General features: G+C 63.7%; 15 protein-coding genes. 4 read left to right on the top strand and 11 right to left on the bottom strand.

From position 1 onward, the window contains the following. Window positions 1-318 precede the first annotated feature (318 nt). The 10 genes from DNK10_RS04355 to pobA all read right to left on the bottom strand — a co-directional run bounded on the left by DNK10_RS04355 (window position 319) and on the right by pobA (window position 10,314). Window positions 319-1,704: a sigma-54-dependent transcriptional regulator gene (locus DNK10_RS04355; protein WP_131190694.1), complete on the bottom strand. Its 1,386-nt coding sequence runs from the start codon at window positions 1,702-1,704 to the stop codon at window positions 319-321. Beyond that, on the bottom strand, window positions 1,701-3,518 hold the full coding sequence (locus DNK10_RS04350; RefSeq protein WP_208738776.1) for a sensor histidine kinase: 1,818 nt from the start codon (window positions 3,516-3,518) through the stop codon (window positions 1,701-1,703). Before DNK10_RS04350 ends, DNK10_RS04355 begins: the two co-directional genes overlap by 4 nt. A gap of 175 nt (window positions 3,519-3,693) precedes the next feature. Then, window positions 3,694-4,563, bottom strand: a complete 870-nt coding sequence (gene rfbD, locus DNK10_RS04345; protein WP_131190693.1) for a dTDP-4-dehydrorhamnose reductase — start codon at window positions 4,561-4,563, stop codon at window positions 3,694-3,696. After that, window positions 4,560-5,105 (bottom strand): dTDP-4-dehydrorhamnose 3,5-epimerase, encoded by a 546-nt coding sequence (rfbC, locus tag DNK10_RS04340; RefSeq protein WP_131190692.1) that lies wholly within the window; start codon window positions 5,103-5,105, stop codon window positions 4,560-4,562. Before rfbC ends, rfbD begins: the two co-directional genes overlap by 4 nt. Then, a complete protein-coding gene (gene rfbA, locus DNK10_RS04335; RefSeq protein WP_131178051.1) occupies window positions 5,105-5,974 on the bottom strand; it encodes a glucose-1-phosphate thymidylyltransferase RfbA in 870 nt (289 codons plus the stop codon). The genes rfbC and rfbA overlap by 1 nt, the downstream gene beginning before the upstream one ends. Continuing rightward, the gene (gene rfbB / locus DNK10_RS04330) at window positions 5,971-7,038 is read right to left on the bottom strand and encodes a dTDP-glucose 4,6-dehydratase (protein ID WP_131190691.1); all 1,068 of its coding nucleotides are present in this window, start codon (window positions 7,036-7,038) and stop codon (window positions 5,971-5,973) included. The genes rfbA and rfbB overlap by 4 nt, the downstream gene beginning before the upstream one ends. 71 nt (window positions 7,039-7,109) lie before the next feature. Next, a complete protein-coding gene (locus DNK10_RS04325; protein WP_131190690.1) occupies window positions 7,110-7,667 on the bottom strand; it encodes a hypothetical protein in 558 nt (185 codons plus the stop codon). Window positions 7,668-7,762: 95 nt separating this feature from the next. After that, window positions 7,763-8,623 (bottom strand): KPN_02809 family neutral zinc metallopeptidase, encoded by an 861-nt coding sequence (gene ypfJ / locus DNK10_RS04320; protein ID WP_131178048.1) that lies wholly within the window; start codon window positions 8,621-8,623, stop codon window positions 7,763-7,765. Between the two features lie 16 nt (window positions 8,624-8,639). Then, window positions 8,640-9,074 (bottom strand): DUF411 domain-containing protein, encoded by a 435-nt coding sequence (locus DNK10_RS04315; protein ID WP_131190689.1) that lies wholly within the window; start codon window positions 9,072-9,074, stop codon window positions 8,640-8,642. A gap of 55 nt (window positions 9,075-9,129) precedes the next feature. Further along, window positions 9,130-10,314, bottom strand: a complete 1,185-nt coding sequence (gene pobA, locus DNK10_RS04310; protein WP_131190688.1) for a 4-hydroxybenzoate 3-monooxygenase — start codon at window positions 10,312-10,314, stop codon at window positions 9,130-9,132. Window positions 10,315-10,456: 142 nt separating this feature from the next. Here pobA and DNK10_RS04305 point away from each other — a divergent pair, with 142 nt between their 5' ends. The 4 genes from DNK10_RS04305 to DNK10_RS04285 all read left to right on the top strand — a co-directional run bounded on the left by DNK10_RS04305 (window position 10,457) and on the right by DNK10_RS04285 (window position 13,220). After that, window positions 10,457-11,323, top strand: coding sequence for a helix-turn-helix domain-containing protein (locus tag DNK10_RS04305; RefSeq protein WP_131190687.1), 867 nt, complete (start codon window positions 10,457-10,459; stop codon window positions 11,321-11,323). Window positions 11,324-11,359: 36 nt separating this feature from the next. Next, entirely contained in the window at window positions 11,360-11,746 is a 387-nt protein-coding gene (locus tag DNK10_RS04300) for a DUF4345 domain-containing protein (RefSeq protein ID WP_131178044.1), read from the top strand. 31 nt (window positions 11,747-11,777) lie between these two features. Continuing rightward, window positions 11,778-12,491, top strand: coding sequence for a GntR family transcriptional regulator (locus DNK10_RS04295; protein WP_131190686.1), 714 nt, complete (start codon window positions 11,778-11,780; stop codon window positions 12,489-12,491). A gap of 306 nt (window positions 12,492-12,797) precedes the next feature. Then, the gene (locus tag DNK10_RS04285) at window positions 12,798-13,220 is read left to right on the top strand and encodes a GNAT family N-acetyltransferase (protein ID WP_131190684.1); all 423 of its coding nucleotides are present in this window, start codon (window positions 12,798-12,800) and stop codon (window positions 13,218-13,220) included. A 184-nt stretch (window positions 13,221-13,404) separates the two neighbouring features. On the opposite strand, the gene DNK10_RS04280 is transcribed toward DNK10_RS04285, so the two are convergent. Continuing rightward, window positions 13,405-14,352, bottom strand: a complete 948-nt coding sequence (locus tag DNK10_RS04280) for a PDR/VanB family oxidoreductase (protein ID WP_131190683.1) — start codon at window positions 14,350-14,352, stop codon at window positions 13,405-13,407. Window positions 14,353-14,389 lie beyond the last annotated feature (37 nt).

Genomic DNA, 14,389 nt, shown 5'->3' with positions numbered 1-14,389 from the left:
CTTGTTGTTGGACGGCGCACCCCTTTGGTGGGGCGCTGAAACGAGCGAACAAGAGCGAGTCGAGGATTGCCGCAGAAACGGCAGGATCGGTTGGCCGCGATTTAGACCTGGACTTGTACTTGTTTTTCGCTGATGGGGACTAGAGCAAGCACTGTGCCAGCCTGCGACGAAAACGCGCAGGGCAGTTTTGCGTCAAGCGCAAAGCCTTATCAGGTATGGCTTGCTGGATTTCCCGACAGGCGCCGGCAACCCTTGCGGCTGCCGGCTTTTACAAGAGGTCTGCAGGGTAGATGAAATAGTCGGCAATAATCCGCTCATTTATTCGATGTCATCTGGCGAAATACCGCCAGCGTCGGCAAAGTTCAATCCATGCTTGCGTAATTTGTCGTGCAAGGTCTTGCGCGGCACGCCCAAAGCTTCGGCCAGACTGCGCAACGAGCCGTGAGAGCGGGTCAGTTCGGCGGCGATCAATGCGCGTTCGAAGGCCTCGACCTGCTCGCTGAGGCTGCCGGCCAGCGGCGCGCTGTGCAACTGGCTGTCGAGCGACAGCTCCAGGCCGAGATCCAGCCCCAGGGCGAAGCGCTCGCCGGCGTTCTGCAGTTCCCGCACGTTGCCCGGCCAGGGATGGCGCAACAGCATGGCCCGCTGGCCGGGCTGCAGCTCGCGCTGGGTCAGGCCGTGGCGGGTGCTGGCGTTATTGGCGAAGTGCTGGAACAGCACCAGGATGTCTTCACCGCGCTCGCGCAGCGGTGGAATGCGTAGCGGAGCGACGTTCAGACGGTAGTAAAGGTCGGCACGGAAGCGGCCCTGGTCGGCAGCGGTGCGCAGGTCTTCCTTGGTCGCGGCGATCACGCGGATATCCAGAGGGATCAGTTGGTTGCCGCCGAGGCGTTCGACCATCCGCTCCTGCAGCAGACGCAGCAACTTGACCTGCACCTCCAGGCTCATGCTCTCGATCTCGTCGAGAAACAGCGTGCCGCCATTGGCGAATTCGAATTTGCCGATACGGCGCTTCTGCGCACCGGTGAAGGCACCGGGCTCGTGCCCGAACAGCTCGCTTTCGACCACGGATTCGGCCAGGGCACCAGCGTTGATCGCCACGAAAGGACCGTCGCGGCGGCCTGACAGGTCGTGCAGGGCGCGGGCCACCACTTCCTTGCCGGCGCCTGTCTCGCCGAGTATCAGCACATCGGTGCTGATACTCGCCAGGGAACCGATCTGTTCGCGCAGACGCTGGATGGCAGGCGAGTTGCCAACCAGCCGCCCGGAGAGTTGCTGGCGGTCGGCCAGGGCCAGACGCAGGCTGCGGTTGTCCAGCACCAGGCGGCGCAGGGCCAGGGCACGGCGGACGCTTTCCAGCAGATCCTCGCTGGCGAAGGGTTTCTCCAGGAAGTCGTAGGCGCCAGCGCGCATGGCCTGCACGGCCAGGGGCACGTCGCCATGGCCGGTGATCAGCAGCACTGGCAGCTCCGGATCCTGTTCGTGCAGTTGCTGCAGCAGTTGCAGGCCGTCGACGCCGGGCATGCGGATATCGCTGACCACCACGCCGGGCCAGTCGCGGTCGATGCGCTCGGCCAGGCCTTGGGCATCGACCAGTGTGGTGACCTTGAGACCCGCGAGGTCGAGGGTCTGGCTGAGGGCCTGGCGCAGGTGCGGGTCGTCGTCGATCAGCAGAACCTGGGTACGGGCGTCGATGGTGGTCATACGGCGAAGTCCTCGGGCGGCTGGATGTTCACGCCATTTTCAGCGGTGCGCAGGCGCAGGATCAGATGAGCGCCCCCTTCGGGATGGTTACTGAACAGCAACTCGCCACCCAGGGCGCGCATCAGGGTGTCGCAGATCGCCAGGCCGAGGCCGAGGCCCTGAGCACTGGTCTTGGTGGTGAAGAAGGGCTCACGGGCGTGGGCCAGGGCTGACTCGGAGAAGCCCGGGCCATTGTCGCGCAGGTGCAATTCCAGCAGATTGTCGTGCAGTTCGGTGCTGATCCAGATGCGCCGCGGCTGCGGACGTTCGCCGAGGGCATCGAGGGCGTTGGCCAGCAGGTTGCTGAGCACCTGGCGCAGGCGCGTCTCGCCGGCCTGTACCCAGAGGGTGGCGTCGGGCAGGTCGCGGATCAGCTCCACATCCATGGCGCGACGGCGCTTGGCCAGCAACGCCAGGGCGTCGTCGAGGGCCGGCTGCAGGGCCACGCTTTCCGGGGCATGCCGGTCGCGGCGGGCGAAGGCGCGCAGGTGGGCGATGATCGAGGCCATGCGTTCAGTCAGCTGGCTGATCAGCCTGAGGTTGCCGCGGGCATCTTCAGTGCGCTCGTGGTCGAGCAGCACGCCGGCGTTCTCGGCATAGCTGCGGATGGCCGCCAGCGGCTGATTGAGTTCGTGGCTGATGCTGGCACTCATTGTACCCAGGGCAGTCAGTTTGCCGGCCTGTACCAGTTCGTCCTGAGCCTGAACCAGTTCCTGCTGGGCCTGCTCGCGTTCCAGTACTTCCTGCTTCAGGCGGCTGTTGAGGCGCTCCAGATCCTGGGTACGCTCCTGTACGCGCTGCTCCAACTCCTGGCGGGCGCGGGTGTTGAGGGCGATGCGGTCGAGGTAGTGGCGGCGCCGCTGCATCATCAGGCCGAGCAGCAGAATCAGCACCAGCAGGGTGGCGCCGCCGATGGCCACCACGGTACGTACCGAGCGGTCGAGCATCACCCGTGGGGCGAGGATGCTGACGCTCCAGCCGGTTTCGTCGAGCACCCGACTTTGCGTCAGCCAGACATCGGCATCGAGCTGCAGGGGCGGTGGCGACTGGGTCGGATACGGCTGGATGGCGGCGATGGAGGCGCGCTCGGCCTTGTCCAGCGGGCGACTGGCGTGAAACCGCCAGTCCGGGCGCGAGGTAAGAATCACCACGCCATTGGCATCGGTTACCAGCAGTTGTTCCGGGGTATTGCCCCACAGGCTTTCGGTGTGGTCGAGGTCGACCTTGATCACCATGACGCCGATCTTCCGGGTGCCGTCGTAAACGGCGGAGGCGAAGTAGTAACCGCGCTTGCCGGAGGTGGTGCCGAGGCCGAAGAAGCGTCCCAGACGGCCGGCCAGGGCCTCTTGGAAGTAAGGGCGGAACGCGAAGTTGCCGCGTACGAAGGAGTCCTGCTGATCCCAGTTGGAGGCCGCCAGGGTTTCGCCGGAGGGATTCATCAGGTAGATCACGTCGGCACCGGTCTGCTGACGCACGCGCTTGAGCAGATGATTGGCCGCTGCCTGAGCGCTGGCATCACCTGGCGTCGCCAGCACGGTGCGCAGACCCGGCAGGTCGCCGAGAATCGGCGGCAGCACTTCGTAGCGCCGCAGGGTACCCAGCAGGTTGGCCACGTACAGGTCGAGGGTCTGACGATTCTGCTCGGTCAGTTCGGCACGGTAGTAACGCTCGGCGAGGTGTTGCAACGGCCATAGCAGCGGCGCCAGCAGTAGCGCCAGCAGGGCCAGACTGCGCCAGCGTGGGCGTTTGGGCATGGTGGTGGGAATCGTGTTCATGAAATGGACGCCAGAGAGACCTGCGCATTATGACGGCAAAAGTCTGAGGCCGATAAGCCCAACCCGGATTACGCCTGCGGCTAATCCAGGCTACGGTTGGCGTTGTGCCGTGATCCGGGCGTAGGGCGGATCGGGGCGCGTAGTCTGGCGAAGCGTAATCCGCCGTTGCATTTTGCTAGCGTGGGTTGTTCAGGCACTGTTCCAGGCCATCCTGCCAATCCGGCAGACGTACGCCCCAGTCACGCTCCAGGCGGGTTCCGTCGAGACGCGAGTTGAGTGGGCGCTGTGCCGGCGTCGGGTAGTCCGTGGTGGCAATGGGCGTCAGTTGCGCGACGGATTTACCTTGCGCCTGCAACTGCACGGCGATGGCCTCGGCGAAGCCGAACCAGGAGGTTTCACCACGCGCGGTGAAGTGATAGAGGCCCCAGGCCGCGACCTGCTCCGTCTGCCAGCGCTGGATCAGCTGCTGGGTGGCGGCGGCGATGCTGCCGGCCCAGGTCGGTGCGCCGATCTGGTCGGCGACCACGCTGAGCTGCTCGCGCTCCTGCAGCAGGCGCTGCATGGTCAGCAGGAAGTTGCGTCCGTGCAGCGAATACACCCAACTGGTGCGCAGGACCAGATGCTTGCCGCCAACCGCGGCGATGGCCTGCTCGCCGGCCAGCTTGCTACGGCCATAGACGCTCAGCGGATTGGGAGCGTCATCCTCGTTGTAGGCCGCGGATTTGCTGCCATCGAACACGTAATCGGTGGAGTAGTGGATCAGCGGCGCGTCGAGGTCGGCAGCTTCTTCGGCGAGCACGCCGGGCGCGATTGCATTGATGGCGAAAGCGGCATCCGGCTCGCTTTGCGCTGCATCGACCGCGGTGTGCGCGGCAGCGTTGACAATCAGCTGTGGGCGTACCTGACGTACGCACTCGCGAATGCGCTGCGGGTTGCCTAGGTCAAGCTGTTCGCGGCCCAGAACTGTGAGTTCGTCCTGCTTGCCGAGCAGCAGTTGCAGTTCACGGCTGACTTGGCCGTGCTGGCCGAGCAGAAGGATTTTCATGGGAACAGCTCGGCCTCGTCGAAGCCCCGGCCCTGCTGATCCTTGGCCGACAATTGCGGTTGTTCCTGCAGCGGCCAGTCGATGGCCAGCTTGGCGTCATCCCAGCGAATGCAGCGCTCATGGGCGGGCGCGTAGTAGTCGGTGGTCTTGTAGAGGAACTCGGCGTATTCACTGAGCACCAGAAAACCATGGGCGAAGCCTTCCGGCACCCACATCTGCCGCTTGTTGTCGGCAGAGAGGTGCGCGCCGACCCACTGGCCGAACGTCGGTGACTGACGACGCAGATCCACGGCGACGTCATACACCTCGCCAGCCGTGACCCGCACCAGCTTGCCCTGGGCCTGTTGCACCTGATAGTGCAGGCCGCGCAACACTCCGCGCTGCGAGCGCGAATGGTTGTCCTGAACGAACTGGCGTTGCAGGCCGGTCGCGTCAGTGAAGGCCTGGGCATTGAAACTTTCGAAGAAGAAGCCGCGCTCATCGCCGAACACCTTGGGTTCGAGAATGAGTACATCGGGGATAGTGGTTTGGATGACTTGCATCAATTGTCCTCGGCCAGGCTGAACAGGTACTGGCCATAGCCGGTCTTGCCGAACGCCTTGGCCTGGCGCAGCAGGCATTCGCGGTCGATCCAGTCCTGTCCGTAGGCGATCTCTTCCAGACAGGCGACTTTCAGACCCTGGCGGTGCTCGATGGTTTGCACGTACTGCGAGGCTTCCAGCAGGCTGTCGTGGGTGCCGGTGTCGAGCCAGGCAAAGCCACGGCCGAAGCGCTCCACGCGCAGGTCGCCACGCTGCAGATAGGCATTGTTGATGTCGGTGATTTCCAGCTCGCCGCGGGGCGAGGGTTTGACTGCCTTGGCGATCTCGATGACGTCGTTGTCGTAGAAATACAACCCGGTTACCGCATAGTGGGAGCGTGGCTGGGCCGGCTTTTCCTCGATGGAAATGGCCTGGCCCTGGTCGTCGAACTCGACCACGCCGAAGCGTTCGGGATCCTTGACCCAGTAGCCGAACACGGTGGCACCTTTTTCCGCCTGGGCGGCGCGCAGCAGTTTTTCGGTGAAGTGCTGGCCATGGAAGATGTTGTCGCCGAGGATCAGGCACACCGGGTCAGTGCCGATGAACTGCTCGCCGATGATAAAGGCACGCGCCAGACCATCCGGTTCGGGCTGCTCGGCGTAGCTCAACTGCAGGCCGAACTGGCTGCCGTCGCCCAGCATCTTCTGGAACTGCGGCAGGTCGTGGGGTGTGGAAATGATCAGGATCTCGCGGATGCCGGCAAGCATCAGCACCGACAGCGGGTAGTAGATCATCGGCTTGTCGTAGATCGGCAGCAGTTGCTTGGACACGCCCAGGGTGATCGGGTGCAGGCGGGTGCCGGAGCCTCCGGCGAGGATGATGCCTTTCATTGTTGTTGCTCCATGGGGGCGCCGAGCCGCTCACGCTGATAGCTGCCGTCCTGGACGCGGCGGCACCAGTCGAGGTTGTCCAGGTACCAGCGCACAGTCTTGCGCAGGCCGCTGGGGAAGGTTTCCTGCGGCGTCCAGCCCAGTTCGCGCTCGATCTTGCCAGCATCGATGGCATAGCGCAGGTCGTGGCCGGGGCGGTCGGTGACGAAGGTGATCTGGGCGCGATAAGAGCCTGCTGCACGCGGCTGCAGCTCGTCGAGCAGGTCGCAGATGGCGTGCACCACATCGAGGTTCTTCTGCTCGTTGTGGCCGCCGATATTGTAGGTCTCGCCAACCTCGCCGCGGGTGACCACCTGCAGCAGGGCGCGGGCGTGATCCTCGACGAACAGCCAGTCGCGCACCTGCTGGCCGTTGCCATACACCGGCAGCGATTTGCCATCCAGCGCATTGAGGATGACCAGCGGGATCAACTTTTCCGGGAAGTGATACGGGCCGTAGTTGTTCGAGCAGTTGGTCAGCAGCACCGGCAGGCTGTAGGTGCGCTGCCAGGCGCGTACCAGATGATCCGAGGCGGCCTTGCTGGCCGAATAGGGCGAGCTGGGCGCGTAGGGCGTCTGCTCGGTGAACAGGTCGTCGACGCCGTGCAGGTCGCCATACACCTCGTCGGTGGAGATGTGATGGAAGCGGAACGCCTGACGACGCTGATCGTCCAGGCCCAGCCAGTAGGCACGGGTGGCTTCGAGCAGGGCGTAGGTGCCGACGATGTTGGTCTGGATGAACGCTGCCGGGCCGTCGATGGAGCGGTCGACGTGGGATTCGGCGGCCAGATGCATGATGGCGTCGGGCTGAAAACGCTGCAGCGCATCGGCCACCGCGGGCTGATCGCCGATATCAGCCTGCAGGAAGCTGTATCGAGGATTTTCCGCGACCTGCTTCAGGGATTCCAGGTTGCCGGCGTAGGTCAGCTTGTCGAGGTTGAGCACCTCGTGATCGGTGTCGTTCATCAGGTGACGAATCAGCGCGGAGCCGATGAAGCCCGCACCGCCGGTGACAAGAATGCGCATTTCAGAAAGCCCGACGTTGGAAAAACGCAAAGTATGCCTGTCCACAGGGTTTTGCGTACAGCCGGCCAGCCCTAGCCGATACTCGGTGCGGTAGCCGTATCGCGCTCCAGCAGGGTTTCGAATCGATTCAGATCGAGCAGGAAGGATGAGCGGGCGTTGCCCTGAGTGTCTTGGAGGCGATGCCTGTAGTGGTGCTCTGGTGCGGGTGCTTCGATCAGTTTGACGAGTTCGGCAAAGGGCAGGCGATAGATGCCTGCCAGGTAGTCGACACGGCCAAAGCGCGATTCGGTCTGCGTCCAGTCGACCCAGTAATAAATGTCGATCTGTGGATAAAGCCGCGAATAGCGTTCGTAGTCCTTGCGGTTGAAGGTCACCGTACGTCGTGGATCCAGGCCATAGCGGGCGCTGACGAAGAAGGGGGTGTTCTGCACCTTGAGATCGGCCAGCCGACCCTCGACCAGAAGATCCGGAGCGTAGGGGTTGTGCGTCTTTTCCGGGTTTTCCATGGCGTGTAGCCGCAGATGACGGCTACACAGCTCGACGAAGCTGCGCTCCAGATGCAGGCCGTGATGGCACCACCAGCCCTTGTCTTCGGTGTCGTGGAGAACGCTGTCATTGCGAATGGGCATCGGTACATTCCTTGTCCGTGGGGTGGGCGGTTGCCGACCCTGGCTACCGTGGTTGGGCATGCGCCTGTACCCGCATGCCCACTCAGTCTAGACGCTCACAGCCGTGCGCTTGAAAAGGTGTCGCAGGCGTTGACCTGGCCGCCTTCGAAGCCTGTGGTGAACCAGCGCACGCGCTGCGCCGAGGTGCCGTGGGTGAAGGAGTCCGGCACCACCTGACCACGGGCCTGCTGCTGCAGACGGTCGTCGCCGATGGCGTTGGCGGCGTTCAGGGCTTCCTCCAGATCACCGGGTTCCAGCCAGTCCAGGCGCCGTTGCGCGTGATGCGCCCAGATGCCGGCCAGGCAGTCGGCCTGCAGCTCCTGACGCACCAGCAGCCCATTGGCACCCTCCAGATTTTCGCCCCGCTGGCGTGCCGCATTGACCTTGGCGGAGACGCCCAGCAGGGTTTGCACGTGATGACCGACCTCGTGGGCGATCACATAGGCCTGGGCGAAGTCGCCAGCCGCGCCGTAGCGCTGTTCCAGATCGCGGAAGAAGCTCAGATCCAGGTAGACCTGCTTGTCGCCCGGACAATAGAAGGGGCCGACCGCCGAACTGGCGAAGCCGCATGCGGAATTCACGCCGCCATCGAACAGTACCAGGGTTGGATCCTGATACTGGCGATTGGCGGACTGGAATATCTCGCGCCAGGTGTCTTCGGTGTCGCCAAGAACCGCTCGCACGAACTCCGACTGCTCGTCGTTGGTGGCGGGGCGATCCGTCTGGCTGGTGGAGTAGGAGTCTGATTGGCCCGCCAACTGACCGAGGATCTGCAGCGGATCCTGGCCCATCAGCAAGCCGACCACCACGACAATGGCGATACCGCCCAGGCTCAGGCCGCGGCCACCACCAAAACGCGATCCGCCGCCGCGGGCATCCACCACATTGTCACTGCGTCGTGCTCGTTTCCAGCGCATGCTTTAGTCCTTTCAATCAGTTGCCCGGGTAGCTACTGACCACGCTTTCGCCGCCTTGTGCGTCCAGGCCGATGACCTGATAGGCATCGCGGATGTCGCCGCGCTCCATGCCCGGCGAGCCGGTGGGCATTCCAGGGGCGGCGATGCCAAGCAGATCCGGACGTTGGCGCAGGGCGAGAATGTCCGCCGCCGGTACATGACCTTCGACGAATTTGCCGTCGATCACGCCGGTGTGGCAGGAGCCCAGGTGCTCGGGCACGCCGAGGCGCTGCTTGACGGCGTGCATATCGGTTTCAACGTGATCGTTGACCTGAAAGCCGTTGGCCTCCAGGTGGCTGATCCAGCCCTTGCAACAGCCGCAATTGGCATCGCGGTGCACGTCGATGGTGAGTGGCTCGGCGGCCTGGACGATGCCGGCGAACAAGCCGGCGAGCAGAAGCAGTGGGCGCATGCTGGGATCCTCGATGAACGTTGAGCGAGCATAGCGCTGCGAGAGAGCATTTACCTCATTCGATGGCTTCGTAGGGCAGACCCACGTAGTTTTCGGCGATGCTGGTGCGCCCCGCCTCGGAGCCCACGAAGTAATCCAGTTCGGTCTGACGCATGCGCGCGGTGAAGGCGTCGGTATCCGGGAAGTTGTGCAGCAAGCCGGTCATCCACCAGGAGAAGCGCTCGGCTTTCCACACGCGACGCAGGCAGATCGACGAGTAGCGTTCGAGCAAGTCGGTACGGCCTTCGCGGTAGACCTTGAGCAGGATGCGGTACAGGGTATTGACGTCGCTGGCGGCCAGGTTGAGGCCCTTGGCACCGGTCGGCGGGACGATATGGGCGGCATCGCCGAGCAGAAACAGGCGGCCGTACTGCATGGGCTCGACGACGAAGCTGCGCAGCGGCGCGATGCTCTTCTCGATGGATGGGCCGGTCACCAGGCTGGCCGCGGTGTCGGCTGGCAGGCGCGACCTGAGTTCGTCCCAGAAGCGTTCGTCGGGCCAATCCTCTACCTGCTCTTCGAGTCCTACCTGCACGTAATAGCGGGTGCGTGTTGGCGAACGCATGCTGCACAGGGCGAAGCCGCGTGGGTGGCTGGCGTAGATCAGCTCCTCAGCCACTGGCGGGGTGTCGGCCAGCACGCCGAGCCAGCCGAATGGATAGATCCGCTCGAAAACCTGCAGAGCTTCGGCTGGAATCGATTGCCGCGACACACCATGGAAACCGTCGCAGCCAGCGATGTAGTCGCAGTCGAGGCGATGTTCCTTGCCGTTCTTTCGATAGGTGACGTGGGGAGTGCCGTCCTTCAGGTCGTGCAATTGCACGTCGCTGACTTCGTAGTGAATCGGTGCGCCATTGGCCGTGCGGGCTTCCATCAGGTCGCGGGTGACCTCGGTCTGCCCGTAGATCATCACCGTCTTGCCGCCGCTCAACCCCTTGAGGTCGATGCGCTCGCGACGGCCGTCGAAGGCCAGCTCGAAGCCATCGTGTACCAATCCTTCACGCTCCATCCGTGCGCCTACGCCGGCCTCGCGCAGCAGATCGACCATCCCCTGTTCGAGCACCCCGGCACGGATTCGGCCGAGCACGTAGTCGGGGCTTTGTCGCTCGAGAATGACGTTGTCGATACCGGCCTTGTGCAGCAACTGGCCGAGCAGCAGGCCGGACGGGCCGGCCCCGATAATGGCGACGGAGGTTTTCATGGATTGTCCTCTGCTTGTTGTAATGGACGCTTGTGTTTGTATTTTTGATTGGACTTGTCCGGCGGATAAGGCAAATTCACGTCGTTTACTTGGACTTTTATAAACTCCGTTCGCCTATCGGCCATTTCTTGAAGGAGGCGCCATGACCCAGCAGCAAATCGCCGTGCCGGTGTTCAAGCTGTATGGCGACGCCCTGGAGTGGCCGACGCCCGACCTGCTGCACTGCGAGTCGATTCCCAAGCGCAGCCGCCTGCACGACTGGGTGATCGAACCCCATCGCCATCCGGATCTGCTGCAGTTGCTTTATCTACGTCGCGGCTGGGCGCTGATCGAAGTGGAAGGTGTACAGACGCGCATCGAAGAAGCGGCGCTGCAGGTACTGCCGGCGTTGTGTGTGCACGGCTTCCAGTTTTCCGACGATGTGGATGGCTACGTGCTGACCCTGGCCGCGCCGTTGGTGGCGCAACTGGAGGCGCATCTGGGCGCTCAGCACCCGGTGTTCAGCGCGCCGGCGCTGTATCCGGTGGGTGCCGACCAGGGGTATCTGGACACCCTGTTCGACGCTATCGACCAGGAGTACGGGCAAAGTGCGCCGGCACGTAATCTGCTGCTGCAGTCGCTGGTCGGCGTGCTGGCCGTCTGGCTCGGGCGTCAGGTGCTGGTGCGTCAGGCCGCTGATCGGCCGGCGCGCGGCGAGCAACATCTGGCCGCCTTTACCCGCCTGGTGGAACAACATTTCCGCGAGCAGCTGTCGATCGAGTGTTACGCGAAGCGGCTCGGCATCACCACCGCGCACCTCAACGGCATGACCCGCCGTTACGCCGGTCAAAGCGCCCAGGCGCTGGTGCACCAGCGGCAATTGCTCGAAGCCAAACGCTTGCTGGTGTATTCGTCGATGACCCTCAGCCAGATCGCCGACGCCCTGCAGTTCTCCGAACCGGCGTATTTTTCGCGCTTCTTCAAGCGCCTGACCGGCCAGACGCCGAGCGCCTTCCGGCTGCAGCGTTGAGTGACCTATGCTCAACCTATTTGGAGGACTACGCCCATGCTGTTTGCCCGTGTGTTTCTCGCTGTGCAGATTCTGGTACTCGCCGGCTTTGGCCTCGCCTATTTCCTGCGCCCTCACGAGATGGGCGCCGTCAGCGGCATGTTGCTGATGGAGGCGGCCGCGGTGACGGATGTGCGTGCCTATTACGGCACCCTGCAGGTCGGTATGGCGGTGTTTCTCGGGCTGGGGTTGTGGTCGCGTGATCTGACCCGCCCGGCGTTGATCCTGCTGCTGGTGCTCTATGTCAGCCTGGTGCTGGGGCGTATCGCCGGCCTGTGGCTCGATGGCGGCGCGCAGCAGACCTTCAATCTCTGGGCTGCGCTGTTCGAAGTGGTGTCGGCCGGTCTTGCTGGCTGGGCGCTGCAGCGCTGGCGGGCGGTATGATGCGACTTCCGATGGTGGCGACGAGGGCATGATGTACAAATCCGGACAGCGGGTACTGGCAGCATTGCGACAGATGATTGCCTCCGGCGAGCTGGTGGCCGGCGAACGTATCGCCGAGATTCCCACGGCCGAGCGTCTGCAGGTTTCGCGCACGCCAATACGCATTGCCTTTCGCACGCTCGAGCAGGAGGGGCTGCTGTGCAAGGCCCCCGGCCGCGGTTACACGGTGCGTGCGGTGACCGACGACGATATTGCGGGCGCCGTCGAGGTGCGGGGTGTGCTGGAAGGGTTGGCGGCGCGCCAGGCTGCCGAGCGCGGCTTGTCCGAAGCTATTCGCAACCGGCTGCACGATTGCCTGGTGGAGGGCGATCGTCTGTTCGAAAAAGGCCATGTGGTGATGGAGGAGCTGGAAATCTATCACGACCTCAACAAGCGCTTTCACCAGGCGATCATCGAGGCCAGTGGTAACAGCGCCATCGCCGTGGCCCTGGCGCGCAACGATCACTTGCCGTTCGCCTCGGTCAGCTCCCTGGCGGTGGATGGCAACGACATGCCCCGTGAATACCGCCGTTTCAGCTTCGCCCATATGCAGCATCACGCCGTTTACGATGCGTTGATCAACGGCCAGGGCGCTCGCGCCGAAGGGATCATGCGCGAGCACGCCAACGCCACCCTGCGTTACGCGCGCACGGCGCAGTTGGGCGATTCGGCCGAGACGGCGATGACGGTATTGCGGCATGGCTGAGAACGGGGCGGGTTGGTCGATCCGCCGCGCGTTGGAGAGCGACGCCGAGGCGATCAGTCAGATCATCGTGCAGACCTTGCGGCGCAGGGTCTGTTCCCGTTTCAGCACGACCGCGCCGGAGCCCGTTTTATCGCGAGGCAAGGCACGAGCCGCGAAGTTTGGCTGGCCAAATGAGCCGGCGAGAAACGCAGCATCGCGATAAAACGAGCCCGGCCCTGCGGGTTGCGCGGGAAATCTCGCCATGCGTTGTTGGAGGACTTGGCAAGGGAACAGCCATTCCCTGCGTCCTCCGCCTAGCCTGGCGAGATTTTTCGCGGCAACGCGGCTTGCGCTGAAGCGGGAGCAGACCCTGGCAATGCCCAGGATTATCCGCCCGAGGTGATCGAGCGGGTGGCGAGTAATTTCGATGCAGCCGGCGTGCGTCAGCTCATGGCCTCGCGTCAGGTGTTCGTGCTGCTCGATAAGGCGCGGGTGGTGGCCACCGCGAGCCTGACGGGTGATGTGATGAGGTCGGTGTTCGTCCTCCCTGTCGTACAGGGGCGTGGCTTGGGTAAAGCGCTGATGAGGCATGTCGAAAGCGTGGCGCGTGATGCCGGCGTTCAGCGACTGCTGGTGCCGGCCTCGTTGACCGCGGTGAGCTTCTACGCGGCACTGGGCTATAGCGTGATACGTGAGGTCGTCGAAGGCGACGAGCGAACTCAGGTGATGGCTCGCGTGCTCAGTGGCTGATTTCAGCTGCTGTTGGCAGCGTCAAGGCGATAGTGGACGCTCACCTCGTAGGGTGGATCGGGGCGCGTAGCTGACGCTCTTTTCATCCACCATCGCGGTTGCAGAGCGGTGGACGGGTGAAGCGTCGTCCACCCTACGAAAGGCCGCTTGCGCTACTTTGCAGCCACGGAAGACCCGCAGCAGGTCAGATATCGAGCACCAGTCGCGCGCTTTTCGAGCGCGAGCAGCAGGGCGTGAACTGGTCGTTGGCGGCCTGTTCGTCCTCGGTGAGAAACAGATCGCGATGATCCGGTTCGCCTTCCAGCACGCGGGTCAGGCAGGTACCGCAGATGCCTTGCTCACAGGACACCGGAATCTCCACGCCGATACCGCGCAGCACCTCCACCACGCTGACTCCTTCCGGTACCTGCAGCACATCGCCGCTGCTGGCCAGCTGAATCTCGAAGCCTTCCTGGGGCTGGTCATCCGCTTCAGCGCTGAAGTATTCGCGGTGCAGGTTGTCGCCCCCCCATCCCAGGTTACGGGCTCTGTCGAGCACATGCTCCATGAAGCCGCCGGGGCCGCAGACGTAGAGGTGCGCCCGGGCCTGGGGTGAGCCGATCAGGGCGGCAGTATCCGGGCGTTTGCTCGGGTCGCCTTCATCGAAATGCAGGTGCACGCGGTCGGCGAACGGCGATTGCTGCAAGCGTTCGACGAACGCCGCCTGCTGCGCCGAGCGGGCGAAGTAGTGCAGTGTGAAATCGCCGCCGGTATGGCTCAATCGCTCGGCCATGCAGAGGATCGGGGTAATGCCGATTCCACCGGCCATCAGCAGATGGCGCTTGGCGTCGTGCTGCAGCGGGAACAGGTTGCGGGGTTCGCTGATGCTCAGCCTGACGCCTTGCTGCAGCCCGTGCATGGCTCTGGAGCCGCCGCGGGAATCGGCGTTCTGCAGCACGGCGATCTGGTAGCGGTGGCGCTCTTCCGGGTGGTTGCACAGCGAGTACTGGCGAATAAGCCCGTCTGGCAGGTGTACGTCGATATGGGCACCGGCGCTGAAGGCCGGCAGGGGTGCATCATCTTCACGGGCCAGGTCGAAACTGAGAATGTCCTGGGCCTGCTGCTCGATGGTTTTGACGACAACGTCGATCATGATGGTGTTCTCACGAAAAGGCGATCCGCTCGCCGCA

The organism is Phytopseudomonas daroniae, from assembly GCF_004327275.1.
GTDB lineage: Bacteria > Pseudomonadota > Gammaproteobacteria > Pseudomonadales > Pseudomonadaceae > Aquipseudomonas > Aquipseudomonas daroniae.
This window is presented reverse-complemented; position numbering and strand designations above follow the sequence as displayed.

Coding starts and splice junctions, on each gene's coding strand:
- rfbC (WP_131190692.1), bottom strand. CDS start 5,105: ATGCAAGTCATCCAAACCACTATCCCCGATGTACTCATTCTCGAACCC.
- DNK10_RS04315 (WP_131190689.1), bottom strand. CDS start 9,074: ATGCGCCCACTGCTTCTGCTCGCCGGCTTGTTCGCCGGCATCGTCCAG.
- DNK10_RS04280 (WP_131190683.1), bottom strand. CDS start 14,352: ATGATCGACGTTGTCGTCAAAACCATCGAGCAGCAGGCCCAGGACATT.
- rfbA (WP_131178051.1), bottom strand. CDS start 5,974: ATGAAAGGCATCATCCTCGCCGGAGGCTCCGGCACCCGCCTGCACCCG.
- DNK10_RS04350 (WP_208738776.1), bottom strand. CDS start 3,518: ATGAACACGATTCCCACCACCATGCCCAAACGCCCACGCTGGCGCAGT.
- DNK10_RS04325 (WP_131190690.1), bottom strand. CDS start 7,667: ATGCCCATTCGCAATGACAGCGTTCTCCACGACACCGAAGACAAGGGC.
- rfbB (WP_131190691.1), bottom strand. CDS start 7,038: ATGCGCATTCTTGTCACCGGCGGTGCGGGCTTCATCGGCTCCGCGCTG.
- DNK10_RS04355 (WP_131190694.1), bottom strand. CDS start 1,704: ATGACCACCATCGACGCCCGTACCCAGGTTCTGCTGATCGACGACGAC.
- DNK10_RS04305 (WP_131190687.1), top strand. CDS start 10,457: ATGACCCAGCAGCAAATCGCCGTGCCGGTGTTCAAGCTGTATGGCGAC.
- rfbD (WP_131190693.1), bottom strand. CDS start 4,563: ATGAAAATCCTTCTGCTCGGCCAGCACGGCCAAGTCAGCCGTGAACTG.
- DNK10_RS04300 (WP_131178044.1), top strand. CDS start 11,360: ATGCTGTTTGCCCGTGTGTTTCTCGCTGTGCAGATTCTGGTACTCGCC.
- ypfJ (WP_131178048.1), bottom strand. CDS start 8,623: ATGCGCTGGAAACGAGCACGACGCAGTGACAATGTGGTGGATGCCCGC.
- pobA (WP_131190688.1), bottom strand. CDS start 10,314: ATGAAAACCTCCGTCGCCATTATCGGGGCCGGCCCGTCCGGCCTGCTG.
- DNK10_RS04295 (WP_131190686.1), top strand. CDS start 11,778: ATGTACAAATCCGGACAGCGGGTACTGGCAGCATTGCGACAGATGATT.